The sequence below is a fragment of the Pseudoalteromonas aliena genome, assembly GCF_038155085.1.
Taxonomy (GTDB): domain Bacteria; phylum Pseudomonadota; class Gammaproteobacteria; order Enterobacterales; family Alteromonadaceae; genus Pseudoalteromonas; species Pseudoalteromonas aliena_A.
On sequence record NZ_JBAKAU010000023.1, the window covers coordinates 12427 to 28996 of the forward strand.

A 16570-nucleotide genomic window follows, 5' to 3' on the forward strand; every position below is an offset into this window, starting at 1 on the left:
CAGCTCTCTCATATGTAGTTATTAGATAAATAACTCTAATATGTAACATCATGCCCTATCTTATTTTCTAATACCCTGATGTGCAGCATAATTAACATATTTCTAGTAGATGTTTATATTTAGCAACAGCTTGTCGAGTCATTCCTATTTCGTTGGCTATAAGCACCTGTGAAGGCTTTTTCCCTTCACTTTGTATCTTCGTTATTGCTTTAGTAATTTTTTCCTCTGTGTTTGTTCTACGTGCTTTGTGTGTAAACTTAGCCCCCTGCTGTTGAGCAAGTTTTGTAGTTACGATCTTAATTTGCAGTAAAAATAGTCCGGCTCTCCCACGGTTATTTGACGAGCTATATTTAAACCAAGTGAAATTAGCCACACTCTTAACAATCCCTTTCAATTCGGAGTGGTTTAATGGGTGGATTTTAGGAAGGTCTGACGAACTGAACTCATTACACGACTGAGCAATATTAAATAAATGACTTTCCCATTGCTCATATGTCCAATTTTCTTTCGCATAATTAATGCGTTCATATGCTATGAATCTGAGTTCATGAAATACCATACAGTTTCGCGACTCAGCAACTAAAGACCAATCAAAGTCATATCGGCGTTTTTTTGTCACCTTTGTTAAATAATTATTTAATTCATTTAGACTGTATTCATGTGCATGAAGGAAAGATGTATTCCAACTCGAATTTAAAGGATTTTTACTCAAAGGGCCGTAATAGTCTGCATCAGCGCCTAATTGCAATGTCATCCCCTTTTTTACATCATCTAAAAACCTGACTGGTTTTTCACGCGATGCATTTGATGAAGGTACAAATTGAACTGCGTAAAATAGATGCGCGCCACCAACTACTTTAGAGCTATCAGCTCGGTCTAAACCACTTACAATTATATTCGGTGGCGGTAATAACTTATCTTCCCAGCTGAAAGTGTTTTCATCATCAATGTCAAAAACCAACCAAAACACGATGTTTTTAGGGTTTATTTGAATATATTTATGAGTTTTTAACGCTAACTCACCATACCGATAACGTGCTTCATGTTTTATATCTGCACTAAGTGTTCTAGGTGGTGTGGTTTGAAATAATCTTTGTGTTAAAAGCAACTGAGCACACTTATTCTCAACCACTAATGGCTGTAATGCTGAATTCATAATAAAAATACCTATGTCAAAAGTAATCAACATGGCAGGCAAGAAGTGTAATTTTTTATGCCTGCCATATTAGCAAGCTATGTGCGGTCACCATACTTTCGAAGCCAAGTATCTAAAGTCGACTTTTCAAATAATAGTTTGTTACCTAACTTAATACTTTCAGGCGAAAGTTTTTTAGCCAACTGCTGATCCCCCGCTTTTAAAGCGGCTTTACTTTTATTACGAATATTATAAATATGTTGAGTAGAACAGCTTAAATAAGCAGCTGCTTGTTGAGCGGTAATATATCCAGGCATAACAATCTCCAATACGTTAAAGAAGCGAAGAAATGCGCCACATAGATATGGCTTAATTGCATACACATACGTGTATGTACCTCGTTACGTATTGAAGGCAGCCCGTAAGCGCCTGTTTTTTCACTGTGAAAGTGATAGGTAGAATGTTCTGAACTTAATTAAATAGTGAAATTTCTTCGCGTTATAAATAAGCATATAAAATATGCTTATTTATAAATTTAAATCACTTAAGAGTATAAATCAAGGAGTTTAGTCTCTAACGGGTATTGGGCTTTATAACACTCTATTTATAACCACCGTTTTTGAATGTAGCCCAAGTTTCCAAATTTAGGCTTATATTCACTGTAGTAGTTTTCACGAAATACTTTATCCGCGTCTTCCCTATCTATTAAACCGTTTTCAAGTAAATACATTAAAGCAATAGATGGGCTTCGAGATTCACCTAAGCTGCAATAGATAAATACTTTTTCTTCATTGTCTAAAGCTCTTTTTATAAAGCCTAACGCAGGATCGATCATTTCATTACTTACATATGCAGGGTTATCACCATCAATCATATTTAAATAAATCGCTTCCTCCGTTTCTTTGAATAAGTAGTAAGGGTTATCTTTGTTGCATCCCCTGCCACTCCAACCAACAACAGATTGGTGGGTTACATAGCCATTTGCTCTGTTTAAAGCACAAACAATTTTCATACCCTTTGATTTAGCAAGCTCATATTCTTCTTTAGTACCTACATAAATATCAAAATCGCCAATTTTTTTCATAATAAATCCCTTTAAATTTTGTTTGTGCCGTTTAATGAATTACTGAACGATGGGTTTTCAAATTATCACTACAATCATCACAAAGCATAAGCATCCACTTAAACACTGATTGAACATGTGCCTCAGGATAGTAATTATCGCGTCTTTTCACTTTTTCTGATCGATTATAAAACGATGAAAAAGACTCTAGCTGTATATCCCAAACCTCTGATTGCTCGTTACTATAATCGTAAAACATGAAGTCTAAGGTAAGTAACTCACTAAGCACTTGTGCTTCATTAAGCTTACTTAAGTTATCCCTGATTGATAATAACTTATCACGGCTATTATCTTGGCCTTGCAGTTTAATATATAAAAAATCAATCGCGGGTAAAAATGCATAAACATTAAAATTAATCATAAAAAACTACGCAGCTTTTCAACTGCGTAGCCTGTATTTTGTGTAAAAACCCACCTAACAATTGCACCTAACAGAGCAGCTGTCAAAACTATTTGTAGAACTCACCACGGCTATGGGCGTCTCGCGCTTCTTGCTCTGTGTAGCTATCGCCATAATGATCGACATTTCCAGTTCCATCATTGTATTCATCAATGAACTTATCCTGCTCAGACTTATCATCAACATCCAGCAAAATATCAACCGTCACGGCTCCTATAAACTTAACTGCTTTCCACAACATTTGCTTCACCCGCCTACATCTAAGTATTCCTTAGTATCGTGAACATATTAAAGCTAAGAAACTCTTAGTTTTCAAGTTAAGAATTAAATATAATGAAAACGAATGATGGTTCACCGTTTCCAAAACGGCTAAAAGAGGCAAGACTAGCAAAAGGACTTTCGCAAAAAAAACTAGGAATACTGGCGGGAATGGATCAGTTTGCGGCTTCGCCTAGAATGAATCAGTATGAAAAAGGCGTTCATTCACCCGACTTTCAAACAGTGCGAGCACTAGCTAAAGTATTAGAAGTGCCAACAGCATTTTTTTATTGTGAGGAAGAAGATATAGCTAATGCTATACTGAATTATAAATAAAAAGCTCATTAAATTAGTAAGGTATAGACATTTACCTTGCTGTTAATACTTGCTTACAATAATGTATAAGCCATTAAAAATAAAAAGAAGTGACAGGTATGTTTACTAGTAAATTTGAAGATTTATTGAATAAAGAGAAATCTTACTTATGGTCAAAGACTGCTGAAATTGAAGAGAATTTAAGGAAACTAGAATCAAGTCTCCGCGAGGATTTTATAAAATCCGGTACCGAGCTGCAAAAAGATGCTAACTATTCTTCTCGAAAAGTGACCGAATATAAAAATAAATCAAATAAATCAAAACAACTCGCTGAAGAAGCTGCTGAAGAAAGTATTAACTTACTTGATAAAATAAAAAAATATCACTCCGAATCTGAATCAAATAATAAACAAGCACAAGCTCTTCTTGAAGATGCTCGTGAAGCGGTTAATTATCTAGATGAGTTAAAGCAAAAAACTACAAGCATTCATGATCAGATAACTGATCAATACGATACTTTATCTATACTTCCTGAGAAATTCTCTTCACTTGAAGAAGACCTTAATGAGCTAGAAGAAAATATAGGTACTGCTGAATCGAATACCCAAAAAATAAAAAGCCTACTGACACAATCGATTAATCATAAAAACAAGTTAACAGAAATTTATGAAGACTTTTATGGCTATGAACAAGAAGACGAAGAAGGAGAGGTTCATAAAGAAGTTGGCAAATTAGACAAACTTGAGTCTGAACATTCTCAAATAAAATCTGAATTAGAAATAACTAAAGAGGATTTAACCGAGCTTTCTAAATCGGCCTATCAGCGGCTAGATCAACAGATCGATAATAATAAAGCTGATATTGACACTTTTATTTCTGAAAAGGAGGAAACCATAAGAGGAATTGAAGAAAAAATCAAATCTTTGCTTCCTAATGCACTTACCGCAGGTCTAAGTCATGCTTATGAAGCAAAAAAGCTTGATGAAGTTAAAAACCATGAGCAGCTAAATAAGTATTTCTACTACAGCATCATTGCTATGGTCATTGTTTCCCTAGTACCTGTTATGCTCTCTGGAGTATTACTGTGGCAAGGTAAAGAGCTAACTGAAGTTATTCTAGATTCTCCAAAAATGTTTATGAGTGTATTGCCTATATATTTACCTTTCCTTTGGCTAGCATTTTCAAATAATAAAAAAGTTAACCTATCTAAGCGTTTAATTGAAGAATACACCCACAAAGAAGTTCTTAGTAAAACATATGAAGGCCTTTCGACACAAATCCAGGGCGTCAAAGATCAAGAAGCTTCTTCTGAGTTAAAAACAAAACTTCTATTTAATATATTGGAAATTAATGCTGAAAACCCAGGTAAATTGATTTCCAACTACGATAAGAGTGATCATCCTCTCATGGAAGCATTAGATAGAAGCTCTAAATTAACAGATTCGATTGAACGTTTAGCCAAAATACCAGGATTTAGCCGATTAGCATCCAAGCTTAGTGAAGGTTCACAAAAAATAATTAAGGAACAAGAAATTAGAGTAAATCAAGGATTAGAAGTCTCTGAGTCTTTGAAAGAAGATAAAGCTTCACCTAATCAAACAAATTAGCCATAGAAATATTGATAGTAAAAGTATTACTGAAACTATTTAAATATAAGTGTATTGGTTTGCTTTTTGGTAAAATATAGTCAAAAAGCAACCAAGCTTAATATATTTCTACCGCTTACAAATAAGCGACAACCAACGAAACTTCATCGGATATCATAAGGGTTTTCTAATACCTTACTTCTACAAATGAGCTAATACCAATTTTAATAGAGGCATCATGAGCAATAGCCTCTCTTTAAACATTGGGGCTTCGCCCCTGTCCCCCGCTATGTCGAAGCCGAAAATCGGCTTACACATAGCGGGGGACAACACATTCACACTCTTATACGCAGGTTTTATTTGCAGATTGAAAAATATTTCTAAAGTGGTAATCTTATTGTTACTTAAGCTCTAACGAGCCAGAAAAAAACAGGCGCTATTCTGCTGCCTTCAACACGTAGTAACGAGGTAAATACTATCTTTTAAAAGGTAGTAACCAATCAAAAACGGCGCACTCCAGCTGCTGACAACACGTAGAAATGAGGTTAATAATCAGGCGAGATCAGTCCGAGCCTTTCGCATATGCGAAAAACAGGGGCGAATAGGCTTAAGTGCCGCTGAGCTTTATTGCCAGTCAATCTTACAACCTTAATACGACTGGAGTCATACCATGAAATTCGATGCCCTAATCGAAGTCCAAAAACTAAAATTTGAAAGTAAGTTAATCGCAGGAAGCCGTAAAAAAACATCTAAGCTTGATAAACATAAATTCGAGCTAATAGAAATTTACAAGCAAGGGTCAAACATTGTCGAGCTTCAGCGCTGGCTAAAGCGTAAAGGTATCAATGCTCATTGGTCAACAATTCAAAGATGGATTAAAAAACATGGCTAAATTTGCGAAACCAAAAACTCAAGCACACAATGTCATAAAAGGGCTTACAAAAAGTAAGCTTATAAAGTCTCTTGGAACTGCCAGAAACTACGAGCAATCACTTAACACCGTTGCCTCTTGGGCTAAAGATATTGGCATAAACGGTATTCAGGCAATGACCATCGATCAAGCTCTCAATTATTTAGATTACCGAAAAGAAATAGTGGGTCAAAAATCACTGGATATGGAGCGCCAAGCTATACAAGCAATGATGAGGCTAAACGGCAAACTTAAAGATAAGCAAACCCTCCCCGTTATTAAATCAATTAATCAGCAAATTCTTAAATCACGCGCCTACACCACAGAGCAAACACAAATAATAAGTAAGCACCAAACATCTAAATATTCATTATCAACACAAATAGCACTATCTGCGGGGCTTCGTGCGCATGAATTATTGACCATAGCCAAAGTTGAAGAGCGCAAAGCAGATAAACGACCAGCTTTTGATTCAAAATGGTCTGGTAGAAACGGTGTGATATATACCGTAACAGGTAAAGGAGGTTTAACACGCGAAGTACTAATACCTCACGATTTATCAGCTAAATTAGAACTTCGCAAATTTAAAAAGCCTATCACTGTTGTTGATAGAAAAATAAGCTACTTACAGCGGTACAATATTGGAGGTGGTAAAAAATGGTCTGATTCATTTAATAAAGCATCAAACCGTACGCTTTCATTTTCCAACGGTGCTCACGGCCTAAGGCATAGCTACGCACAAGAAAGGTTATTAGAGCTGATACTCAACCAATATCCATATCAAATAGCATTAGAGACCGTTTCACAAGAAATGGGGCATTTTAGGCCAGAAATCACTGAAGTGTATTTACGTTAAGTTAAAGCTACCGTGAAGATAGCCTTAATTTCAAGTCTTATCTATTTCTTTGAAGATTTACTAGGTTTTAATCCTGGGGTGTTCCCTGGAGTATTTTTGTTATCACGTCTACGTTTATCAGGTTTGCCAGTTGAATCAGCAATTGGTTTTGGTCCAGGTTTAAGAGCCATAATCGTTATCCTTTCAATTAAGAGGAAGTCCCTCAATTATGAGTATAGCTTTAAACAAAAATTTAGAGGTTGTTATCGATAAATAATTACTTATTCGCTAAATCGAAAATGTACAATTTGAATGGAACCTAAAAATAATGCATGGGAATAAAAAGTCTGATTAACTTTCTACTGGAAAGATATGTAATCTGAAGTTAAAATTTATTGATATGGCCAGTAACAAATGAAGCGACATTAATGTCGCTTCACAAGAGGCTTAAAGAAATATAAGTTTATTATCTAAACAGTTTTAAAGTATTTTACATACCTTTTGATTCACTTTGAATAGTCATATATAACCTCCAGATGTTGGATAAATTTATTGTAGCTACTAAGAATCTTCTTTGCAAGAAGATATTTGTACAGATACTTTATCGTTAATGCCAAGCATCTCTATGCTATCTGGCAAATTGAAAGTCTCATTCAAACCTACCTCTGACTTTTCTGATACTATTTTTGGCGTAGAGTTCGTCCCACCTTTTTGAATAAAGACCGAAACAAATATCTTAGAAGCACTTCGATTTTCGATACATAAGTCAAACTTTTCAGTAAATCGAATGAAAGACATACTCATAGTTTCATTAATGTCACTTAGTAGGTCGTAAACACAATGATACTCTCTTGTATCATCAGCCCCGAGTCGTATGTTGTAATCTTTAACTTTAAAAGCACTACCAGTTAAATTTTGAGGTGGGGATACAATTCCTCCCTCATCATCAACAAAACACGACAATTTCCCCCAAACTTTATGCAGCTTTAGAACTTCATCATCAGGAACAAGTGAGAAATTTCCAATATTATGATTTAGTGAGTGATTGTGGTGTAAGTTTTTTAATCGAAATCTAGTCGAAACAATTGATGTAAAGAATTTTTCATCAACATTCGTGATTGTAACAGCTCTCTTATATTGCTCTGTAATACAAGACGACTTGTTCATCATAGTAACAAGATATTCCATGTAGGGATGAGTTTCTGTTAATCTGGGGAAAAAATGATGAATTTTAGCTCGAAGACCATCAGACCTTGGATGCTTCATTGAAGGAATAGAAACAGCAAAACCAATTATTGCAAAAAACCAATAATCTTGTTCTGCCGATGCATAAAATGAAATAGTATAATTATCTTTAGACTCTGGAAAAGCAGATACTTCTTTCCACCAAGCGAGCAGTTCATGGATGTAATATAGATTTGAATCACCATCCTGAAAATATACACCAGCTACAGTACCTAAATAAATCAGGGTCAGTCCATAAATGACAAATATAGATAAAACAAATTTGCCTAAATTATCTCTTAAAGTGATTAATAGACTCTCATACAATTTCGCTGCATACAGACTTAAATTAGCTTTATTTTTACTGCCCACTGAAACCTCTTAGTTAGTTCTTATATTTTAAGTACCTATCGAAACAACACGCTTTAATCGCCTACTCCAACTTTCTAAAGCTATGGTTCGCTTTTCCATATACTCTTGAAGATTATACACTTTTTGCATACCTTGTAACTGATGATTTAGTATCTTTTCAACTACTATCGGATCTGTTCCAATATCAGTATCACCTAAGCGAGTCGCAACCGTTCTGCGTAAATCGTGAGGTACAAATTTTGGGACTCCTAATTGTTCTAATTTACGGCTTATGGAGCGTGACAGTGAGTGCCTGTCAATCGGTTGCTCACCTGGGCCTGATTTATTAGTTGTTGTACTCGGGAATACATATTTAGAATTAAGATAGCCAAATGCTGCACGTAATTCATCAAGCAGAATAACCATATTTTGAGTAATTGGCACTTTATGGGTTCTCTCGCCATCTTTGTTTTGCTTTACTCGCTCAGCTGGGATTGTCCATATCATTTTGTCAAAATCAAATTCTTGCCATTGTGCGCCTGTGACCTCTATTGGCCTGCAACCGGTTAACGTTATGCACTTTAATGCGTAAATAACTTGCTGGCTTATACCTAGCTTTGGTAGGCGCTCAAATACTTGAATAACTTCTTCAAACTCAAGCGCTCTGGTTCGAGACTTTTCAAGGCCGCCTACACTTTTCTTTTTAACCGTACTAACAGGATTGCCCTGCATAAGGTCTCGCTCAACACCGAAGTCGAACATTTGTTTTAAAATAGAGAGTGTTTTATTTGCTTGGGTATTTGAGCCCCGATCTTTTATTGGGTCAAGCACCTTATTAAGAACATCACGCCGAGTTATCTCTTTGAGTTTATAATTTCCAATAAAGGGCAAAATGTCTTTTTTGAACATTCTCATTACGGGATCTACGTCTTTTCGGTTAACTTTAATGTCTCTTTCAATAAACTCTTGGGCAAGCTCTTCAACGGTTGGGGATGTATCTTCGATAAACTGCTGCTTTAGTGATAGCTGCTTTGTTTCGTATACGTCTTCACCTAAAGCAACTCGCCCTTTTAAGCTTTCAACTTCCTTGCGAACATCTTTTAAATCGCACTCACCAAAGTATCCTAAATGGTAATTACGCTGTTTACCTTTGATGCCACCAAAACGATAATTTAAGTAAAGTGCAATTTTACGCTTTTTATCATTTTGTGTTTTACCTACACGCGCATGAAAACCACTTAACTTTGTGTCATTTATCCGTTTAATAGGTTCAGGGACTGAGCTTAATAACGAATCAGTTAATAACATTTTCACGACAGACATATGTAGCACCAAATATTAAACATAAAGTACATGCAGCATATATGTAGCATCACCCGTATTCAACTACTTAATTCTACTTAGAGCTAACCTACACTAATAAATTAAATTTAAACCATTTAAAACAATAAGTTAAATGAAAACTCAGTACTACTTGTAGCTACTTAACTCTACTTAAATCTAATCGTAACTTTTATGGGGTGGCAGGGGTCGAGAGTTCGAATCTCTCCATACCGACCATTTAATTCTCCCTATATCAATAAGTTAAACTTCTCTTCAAAATATAGCCAAAACTCATCTGTTTTGATTCTACAATTTATCTTTAGCACTATCTTATTTATCTAAGCGCATTTAATAGAACTGAGTTTAGCTGGCAAGTTTTGTGGTTTTTGAGGGGTTGTATTTAATTGATATTAACTTGAAGTGGCTTTTGTGGGTTCTGTATGAAATCATTTATTTTAATTTATTGAAATTAAAATAAAAAAGCGCTCTAAGCGCTTTTTTATTAAAGTACTAGTGCTTGCGCCCTACACCATTTCGTACCATGTCTTGCCCTGTGTTGAATACGTCTTCTGTAATCATGCGTGCTAGAAGTAGCTGTTGGTTATCGTCAAATACAGCAACGAAACGGTTGCCATCTTTGTTATTTGTAGCCATACCAACGCCCGAAACACCTTTAAGCCCAAGACCGCCGTTTTCCACATTTAATAAAAAGCTTTCTAGTTCGGCTAAAGTATCAATTACGTCATTTTCTTTATTCATTTTAAAACTCTTTTTAGTAAGGCCCGCACTTGGCGAGGCTTTTAAATCATTATGGGGCTATTTTATAGAGAAGAGCCAAAAACTTAAACCCTTGGCTCAGGTTAGTCACTAAATCGACTTTATAGCTAACTCTAAATTGCTTAGCGCACAACCAAACTCTTTTGCATTTACACGATGATACTGCGTGTCACTGGTTGCTGTAAGGCTAATTATGAACTCGTCTTGTTGGGCTACCGCACTTTGCTCTTGGCTTAAACACATAGCTTGAGTAAGTGAGCGCAGTTTTGAGTTTGTTAAAATTGCACCAAAACGCTGCACTGGCAATGGCGGTATTTTTATCTCGGGTAACGCTTGGCTTATAGTTCGCTCACTCAGAGTAAACGTATTGTTGGTAATATCAATTACGCTACTAACAGGCCAGTACGAATAACGATAGTTATTACTATCTTTTTGAGACTTGCCTTGCTCAGTTAAGTGCACTACACCACTTTTACCTATTACGGTCATTAAACTACCTTCTGGCGATTTAATAACAACCAAAGCTGTATTTTCATCAATACCAAAACCATGCTGTATTTGTGTTTTAGTATTACTCGATTCGCTATTATTTAGCGTCGCTGCGAGCCTAAATGTACGGTTTTGTTCGCTAAATTGAGTATCTAGTACACCAAAGTTAAAGCTACCAAGTCCACCAGCATTAGCGTTAGTTTCACTTTTACGAAGAGCCCCAAGGCTTGTCATATTTGTAAGCATGCCCGTTATTTTACTTTGGATTGCAGCACCCGCACCTTCAGCGACTATCACTGAGCGAGTTTGCAATGCTTGCGTCCACGGATATGGATTGTTGTTTTGATCAAATAATACCTTGTGAGTTAATGCTGCATTACCGCTATTAAACATCACACCGATACTATTTTTAATAAGTGATACAAGTGCATTAGTGCCACTTTTACATAAAGCGTATTCGGCCTTTGTGTACTCTGGATAAATTGCTTCCCGGTTATACACACTCATTAATATATTTCTGAGAGCGGGTAATTCATCGCACGAGTTGCTCGTAATCGCTTTAGCAAGCGCTGGCGTTAGTGCTAACCATTGAGTGTTTATATTTGATTGTGCCAAAAGGCTTTGCGCTACATCTGCCGACTTATAAGGGTCGCGGCTCGATGCCGTAATAGCAAGCATGGTGGGTTTTGGGTTGATAACTTTTAAACTGCCCGACACAAATTGTAAAATATTATTCGTCGCAACCTCGTTATTAAAATCGGTATTTACTTGCTCTTTTAAACGCTCACCGTTTTTATTAAGTAGCGGTACTTCTAGCATATCAAATACAAAGTTATATTCTTGCTGAGTCAGGTTTTCTAATTGCTGGTTATTTATATCGCGCCATAACCATAATAAATCTGTTTTTGATACGCTATTTGACGATTTACTTTGTATGGTTTTAAGTGTTTTTAAAACAGCCGTTTTTACATCAACGTTATTATTAGGCCAGTGCTGCGTGATATTTTTTATTTGAGAGTTGCTAACAGCATATAAATTATGTGACTTACCATCAATAGTAGTTTCTTTTTGGCAATTGCTAAGCTTTGCGCTAGTACAGGTAGTAAGCTCTGATCCCACTAAAATTAAAGTTTGGCTTTGCTTTTGAGCCGCTGCATTTATTGAAAATCCAGCACCAAACAATGCCACTAACATGCCTAGTAACTTCGGCTGTTGATCACGTAAAAATGCACATATCATAATGTAAACTCTACTATAAATAATAAAACTAATGTGCTGTAGTTTAACAGCTAGCCACTTGCGCCTAAATATATTTTTATAAATGTTAAATAATTCAAGCCCCTGAAAAACGATAGGGTTAAGTACTTCATTTAAATAGATTGTTTAGTTAACATGCTTAACCTTATAAATATTGACTAAAAAAATTTAAACAGCGCATTTATTGATCAAACCCATTGTTTAAATTATGGTAGTGCATTGTTTTATGTAACTGGGGTGAAATATGGACTTTTCAATGAAGAGGTAACTTTTTTTAGCTGAGTTATTTAAACCAAATACAAAACAGTGCGCTCCTCGTGACCATATGCTTACAATAAAAAACTCTATCCCCGTGAGTATTGACCCATGCAAATAGTTAATTTTATCTCTTTTAAACACTCACAAGCACTTCGCTTGGTTTTATTTAACCCCTTCTCAATGTTAATCTGTCCCCCTATTAATAAATCATAAGGATATGACAATGCCAGGTGCTTTTGCGCACATCACTGCCGTTAATATTGCAACGCAAACCAAGGCACTCGCTAAAATGGATATGCCTAAAAAAGCAAAGCTTATTTTAAGCCAACGCCAAGCATACCTCGAACTAGGCTGTGTAGCCCCCGATTATCCTTACTTAGCTGTAGCGCAGCCTAGCCAAAATGCGTGGGCCGACCTAATGCACTATGAGCACACAGGCAATTTACTTAAAGCCATGATTGAATACTGTAAAACACTTGAAGGTGAAGTATTTGAGAAGTGTTTTGCTTGGTTATGCGGTTATATGGCCCATGTTGCTGCAGATATAACGGTGCATCCGGTTGTTGAATTAAAAGTAGGCCCCTACGAGCAAAACCAAACGGCGCACCGCACCTGCGAAATGAATCAAGATGCATTTATTTGGCAGCGTTTAAATTTAGGTGAGTTAGGCTATGCTGATCGCGTGCAACAAAATATTGGATCTTGTACTAACAAAGACGGTAATTTTGATACCGACATTGCAAAAATTTGGCAACATGCTTTATTAACGGTTCACCCAAGCTACGCAGCGCAACACGCTCCTAACTTTAATTCATGGCATAACGGTTTTCAGCTTGTGGTGAATAATGTTGAAGAAAGCTATCGATTATTTGCCTGTGCACGCCATGTTGCTGCTGATTTAGGTTTGTTTTATCCTCGCCCAAACGAAGTGGATCCCACTTTTATTGAACAACTAAAAACGCCGCACGAGCCTATGCATTACAATGATATTTTTGACTTTGCCGTTAGTAATATTCAGCACTACATAACCATTATTGCAAATGCTGTATTTTTAGATACTGATTACAGTGCAATTAAAAATTGGAACCTAGATACAGGCTACGATGAACACAACACGATGACAGTATGGGGCATGTAAAATGAAACACTTACTTTATATAAGCCTTATGGTATTACTTAGCGGTTGCTACACTCCTAAAAACAACAATCCAGAAGTGATGGCCGACTTAGCATCGCAATTAAAAGATATTGCTACAGCCGTTGATGGCACACTAAAATTTAGTGAAACATCCTATTCAACAACTGATGAATTGTTAAAAGCTGCTGTTAATAACGACTTAAGCAAACTTGCACCTTTTCGTGAATACACGCTTATTGTAAACGTACAAGATGATAACGCAGTGCTACTTTTATGTGATGCTAATACTGCTCTAATTGAAGATGCAGGCTGTACCGCTCAATCAGATATACAGCATTGGGGAGCAGGAGTTATTCATCAGTGCAAAATAACTATAAACGCTCAACAGCTCTGTAACTAGGCAATAAAATATCCGCTATACATTTAAAATTGAGCCGATATCTCTTTGGTTCACAAAATTAAAATGTCGCTGCACGTACTGCATTCTCTTTGCTTTAGTTGCGACTTATTAAACAACGATGAAGCAATTTGAATGGGGTAATCATCATTTACTAGTTCTTTTACAAACGCTGAGCATGCATAAGGGTCGGCAACTAAATACGCTTTATGTTTAGCGCGCGTAATACCTACATAAAGCAAACGCCTTTCCTCTGAGTGAGTGAATTCATCTTGCTCTGGTAATAACGCCTCCACCAGCAAGTTATTTTGATTGTCGCTCGGAAACCCTAATTTACCTTGCTCAAAACCTATAATAATACAGTAATCGGCTTCAAGCCCTTTGGCACTATGCAATGTCCAAAAATAAAGAGAGTTTGTACGCTTTTTATCCTTCAAATGCTGCTGCACGCTATTTAACATGTATCTATATCGACTAAGTATGGCAATGCTCGCTGATGCATCATTTTTTTGAATAGTGCTTATCGCTTGTTGTACTTTTATTTCTATCGATTTAGTGCCTTGGTATAAGTCGTCTAATAAAATAATTTGTGGTGTGGTTACTTGTGTATGTGTGCTGATCTGCTTTTTATATTGCTCAGGGTTTTGCATTACAAAACGCCCTGCTACATCGCTAATACTATTGTTATATCTAAATGTTTTTTGCAACATAGTGAGTGAGTGGCTACCCACTAACTCATTAAAGCGCGTAGTAAGTGCTAAATTACCTCCCGAGAACCGATAAATTGCTTGCCAGTCATCACCTACTGCAGTAAAACGTATTCCTTTGCCATACTTTAATATGGCACTTAAAAAAGCCATACGCGCGCTTGATATATCTTGAAACTCATCAACTAAAATGTGGCTCCACACAATATTAGAATCTCCGCTTACTATCGCCTTTGTTGCTTGAATTATCATGTCGTCAAAATCAATGGCACTTTGCGCGTTTAGTTCATTTATATAAGCATCATGAATTTGCACTAACAAGTTTGCATATTGTCGGTAATTTTTTATACCACTTTGCTTAATGCGCTGTGTTATTTGCTTATTACTTAGTTGCTCTACTCGAATAGCTTGTAAACATTTTGTGTACTTATCAATACCTTGCTGTAACTGCCCTGAGTTATTTAAAGTATGAAATATTTCGTCGTTACTTAAAGGTGTTAACTCAACATCATGTTGCTTTAACTGCTTAGCAAGGGTTTGCTCTAGCTTTCCTTCTACCCAGTTGTAATGAAAGGTCTCGAGTAAAGTGGTGCCATTTTGTTTATGCAGTTTGCGCTTAAATGCAATTTGCTCGTTATAGTGTTTTTTATCTATATCGGCACGTGTATTCCCTTGCCTATCTATGCCAAAGTGCTCTAAGTAAATATCGTATTGAGGTATATAAAAGTCTGGTTGGTATTGCCCATTTAACTCGGCGCCTTGGCTAAAGTGATAATTCACTTCATAACTATGCGGTACGCAATTCAAATGTAGCCAGTTTGAAATTAACACCTCCTGATAACTTTTTACTTTATGACCCGCAAGGCTGCGGTATTCGTTATCGCGTACGTACCGCTCGTACTGTGCATTATCTTTAAAGCTAAATATATCAATCGGCTCATGGAGTAAATCTATAAATGTTTTTAAAAACTGCGGCTCGGTTTGTATTTTTTTACTAACCCATCCAGTTAACCAACCATTTAATTGAACTGGGTCAGTTGCAAATTTTGACAATTCAATTGGCTTTTTAGCACTTTGTAATAATTTAAGCCCAAGCGCATGAAACGTTAAAATAGTGGGTGCTTCGGTGTGCAATTTTGCATGCGTGGCGCGTTTAATAAAGCGCTCTTTAAGCTCATTGGCTGCTGTTTTATTATAGGCCAGCACCAAAATTTGCTCAGGCTTTGCAATATCACACGCTATTAAATCTAGAGACTTTGCTACCATCACAGATGTTTTACCTGTGCCTGCTGCCGCTAATACTAAATTTTTATCGTTATCGCGTATTACCGCTAAGCGCTGCTCTGTTGTTAATGGATTTGACTCTACTTGATTAAAAAAGTCATTTTTAAGAGTTAGTTGTTTTTTTTCATATTTATGGCGCAACTGTGCAATAGCATTAAGAGTATTGGGGGCGGTGCTCAATATATTCAAAAATTTAATACTACTTGGCGATAAGTGTTGTTGCCACACACTTGTACTTTTAGCGTACTGCTTGGTAAGTAAAAACACATCGTTATTAAGTGTTTTTATGGAACTATCGCGTAAAAACTCATCTAAAGCATAGCGCTTGAGCGAAGTCTTTGCGTTATTTACCTTTTGCTCAAGCAAGGCTGAAAACCGCATATTGAGGGCTGTATTTAAAGTGTTCGCTTGTGCTTTGTTTAAAAAGCTAATTGATGTATTGCTACTGTCGCACAAATTAATTTTGGCACTAAATAAACGATTTTTAAGTATTGAATAATTATAAAAGTCTTTAATTAAAAATGTTCGTGCAGGAGCACGTCTAAAATGCACAACAAGGTGCTCTTGTTCAATACTTACGTTTTTAATACGGGTAAAAAAACGGCCTAGCCAACTTGGAGTAGCAATATACTGCGCCATAATACTCAATATGAAGATATGCTTTGACTTGATTGTAACATACTCTTTTGTAATGCATTTAGCGCTAAATAGATGCTTACTGAGTAAATACTTTATTTAGTAAGTTAGCTTTTAAAACTTGCCTGTTAATTTTTTATTTGCAAGTGTTAGCACGTTTAAATAAC

16 protein-coding genes are annotated in these 16570 nt (G+C 36.2%); 6 read left to right on the top strand and 10 right to left on the bottom strand.

The window, feature by feature from the left end; genetic code table 11:
- Nucleotides 1-91: 91 nt before the first annotated feature.
- The 5 genes from V6260_RS16510 to V6260_RS16530 all read right to left on the bottom strand — a co-directional run bounded on the left by V6260_RS16510 (nt 92) and on the right by V6260_RS16530 (nt 2851).
- Nucleotides 92-1156: a replication initiation protein gene (locus V6260_RS16510; protein WP_341595177.1), complete on the bottom strand. Its 1065-nt coding sequence runs from the start codon at nt 1154-1156 to the stop codon at nt 92-94.
- 77 nt (nt 1157-1233) lie between these two features.
- Nucleotides 1234-1452, bottom strand: a complete 219-nt coding sequence (locus tag V6260_RS16515) for a helix-turn-helix domain-containing protein (protein WP_008137059.1) — start codon at nt 1450-1452, stop codon at nt 1234-1236.
- 287 nt (nt 1453-1739) lie between these two features.
- Nucleotides 1740-2219: a dual specificity protein phosphatase family protein gene (locus V6260_RS16520; RefSeq protein ID WP_149592643.1), complete on the bottom strand. Its 480-nt coding sequence runs from the start codon at nt 2217-2219 to the stop codon at nt 1740-1742.
- A 31-nt stretch (nt 2220-2250) separates the two neighbouring features.
- On the bottom strand, nt 2251-2619 hold the full coding sequence (locus tag V6260_RS16525) for a hypothetical protein (protein WP_149592644.1): 369 nt from the start codon (nt 2617-2619) through the stop codon (nt 2251-2253).
- Nucleotides 2620-2707: 88 nt separating this feature from the next.
- Complete coding sequence (locus V6260_RS16530; RefSeq protein WP_341595178.1) at nt 2708-2851, bottom strand: hypothetical protein; 144 nt, start codon at nt 2849-2851, stop codon at nt 2708-2710.
- Between the two features lie 140 nt (nt 2852-2991).
- Between V6260_RS16530 and V6260_RS16535 the strand changes: the two genes are divergently transcribed.
- The 4 genes from V6260_RS16535 to V6260_RS16550 all read left to right on the top strand — a co-directional run bounded on the left by V6260_RS16535 (nt 2992) and on the right by V6260_RS16550 (nt 6583).
- On the top strand, nt 2992-3252 hold the full coding sequence (locus V6260_RS16535) for a helix-turn-helix domain-containing protein (RefSeq protein ID WP_149592646.1): 261 nt from the start codon (nt 2992-2994) through the stop codon (nt 3250-3252).
- 98 nt (nt 3253-3350) lie between these two features.
- Entirely contained in the window at nt 3351-4838 is a 1488-nt protein-coding gene (locus tag V6260_RS16540) for a hypothetical protein (RefSeq protein WP_149592647.1), read from the top strand.
- Nucleotides 4839-5487: 649 nt separating this feature from the next.
- The gene (locus V6260_RS16545; RefSeq protein ID WP_008136222.1) at nt 5488-5709 is read left to right on the top strand and encodes a hypothetical protein; all 222 of its coding nucleotides are present in this window, start codon (nt 5488-5490) and stop codon (nt 5707-5709) included.
- Complete coding sequence (locus V6260_RS16550) at nt 5702-6583, top strand: site-specific integrase (protein WP_149592648.1); 882 nt, start codon at nt 5702-5704, stop codon at nt 6581-6583. The genes V6260_RS16545 and V6260_RS16550 overlap by 8 nt, the downstream gene beginning before the upstream one ends.
- Before the next feature lie 540 nt (nt 6584-7123).
- Here V6260_RS16550 and V6260_RS16555 read toward each other — a convergent pair.
- From V6260_RS16555 to V6260_RS16570, 4 genes are all read right to left on the bottom strand, one after another.
- The gene (locus V6260_RS16555; RefSeq protein WP_149592649.1) at nt 7124-8158 is read right to left on the bottom strand and encodes a hypothetical protein; all 1035 of its coding nucleotides are present in this window, start codon (nt 8156-8158) and stop codon (nt 7124-7126) included.
- A gap of 27 nt (nt 8159-8185) precedes the next feature.
- Nucleotides 8186-9460, bottom strand: coding sequence for a tyrosine-type recombinase/integrase (locus V6260_RS16560; protein WP_341595179.1), 1275 nt, complete (start codon nt 9458-9460; stop codon nt 8186-8188).
- A gap of 510 nt (nt 9461-9970) precedes the next feature.
- On the bottom strand, nt 9971-10219 hold the full coding sequence (locus tag V6260_RS16565) for a hypothetical protein (protein WP_341595180.1): 249 nt from the start codon (nt 10217-10219) through the stop codon (nt 9971-9973).
- Between the two features lie 108 nt (nt 10220-10327).
- Entirely contained in the window at nt 10328-11965 is a 1638-nt protein-coding gene (locus V6260_RS16570; protein WP_341595181.1) for a cyanophycinase, read from the bottom strand.
- Nucleotides 11966-12464: 499 nt separating this feature from the next.
- On the opposite strand from V6260_RS16570, the gene V6260_RS16575 reads away from it, so the two are divergent.
- Together V6260_RS16575 and V6260_RS16580 are read left to right on the top strand one after the other, a co-directional pair.
- On the top strand, nt 12465-13379 hold the full coding sequence (locus V6260_RS16575; RefSeq protein ID WP_341595182.1) for a zinc dependent phospholipase C family protein: 915 nt from the start codon (nt 12465-12467) through the stop codon (nt 13377-13379).
- A 1-nt stretch (nt 13380) separates the two neighbouring features.
- Nucleotides 13381-13779 carry a hypothetical protein gene (locus V6260_RS16580; RefSeq protein WP_341595183.1) on the top strand — a complete coding sequence of 133 codons (399 nt, stop codon included), beginning with the start codon at nt 13381-13383 and terminating at the stop codon, nt 13777-13779.
- Nucleotides 13780-13829: 50 nt separating this feature from the next.
- On the opposite strand, the gene V6260_RS16585 is transcribed toward V6260_RS16580, so the two are convergent.
- A complete protein-coding gene (locus V6260_RS16585; protein WP_341595184.1) occupies nt 13830-16406 on the bottom strand; it encodes a UvrD-helicase domain-containing protein in 2577 nt (858 codons plus the stop codon).
- Nucleotides 16407-16570 lie beyond the last annotated feature (164 nt).

Coding starts and splice junctions, on each gene's coding strand:
- V6260_RS16510 (WP_341595177.1), bottom strand. CDS start 1,156: ATGAATTCAGCATTACAGCCATTAGTGGTTGAGAATAAGTGTGCTCAG.
- V6260_RS16515 (WP_008137059.1), bottom strand. CDS start 1,452: ATGCCTGGATATATTACCGCTCAACAAGCAGCTGCTTATTTAAGCTGT.
- V6260_RS16520 (WP_149592643.1), bottom strand. CDS start 2,219: ATGAAAAAAATTGGCGATTTTGATATTTATGTAGGTACTAAAGAAGAA.
- V6260_RS16525 (WP_149592644.1), bottom strand. CDS start 2,619: ATGATTAATTTTAATGTTTATGCATTTTTACCCGCGATTGATTTTTTA.
- V6260_RS16535 (WP_149592646.1), top strand. CDS start 2,992: ATGAAAACGAATGATGGTTCACCGTTTCCAAAACGGCTAAAAGAGGCA.
- V6260_RS16540 (WP_149592647.1), top strand. CDS start 3,351: ATGTTTACTAGTAAATTTGAAGATTTATTGAATAAAGAGAAATCTTAC.
- V6260_RS16545 (WP_008136222.1), top strand. CDS start 5,488: ATGAAATTCGATGCCCTAATCGAAGTCCAAAAACTAAAATTTGAAAGT.
- V6260_RS16550 (WP_149592648.1), top strand. CDS start 5,702: ATGGCTAAATTTGCGAAACCAAAAACTCAAGCACACAATGTCATAAAA.
- V6260_RS16560 (WP_341595179.1), bottom strand. CDS start 9,460: ATGTCTGTCGTGAAAATGTTATTAACTGATTCGTTATTAAGCTCAGTC.
- V6260_RS16565 (WP_341595180.1), bottom strand. CDS start 10,219: ATGAATAAAGAAAATGACGTAATTGATACTTTAGCCGAACTAGAAAGC.
- V6260_RS16570 (WP_341595181.1), bottom strand. CDS start 11,965: ATGATATGTGCATTTTTACGTGATCAACAGCCGAAGTTACTAGGCATG.
- V6260_RS16575 (WP_341595182.1), top strand. CDS start 12,465: ATGCCAGGTGCTTTTGCGCACATCACTGCCGTTAATATTGCAACGCAA.
- V6260_RS16580 (WP_341595183.1), top strand. CDS start 13,381: ATGAAACACTTACTTTATATAAGCCTTATGGTATTACTTAGCGGTTGC.
- V6260_RS16585 (WP_341595184.1), bottom strand. CDS start 16,406: ATGGCGCAGTATATTGCTACTCCAAGTTGGCTAGGCCGTTTTTTTACC.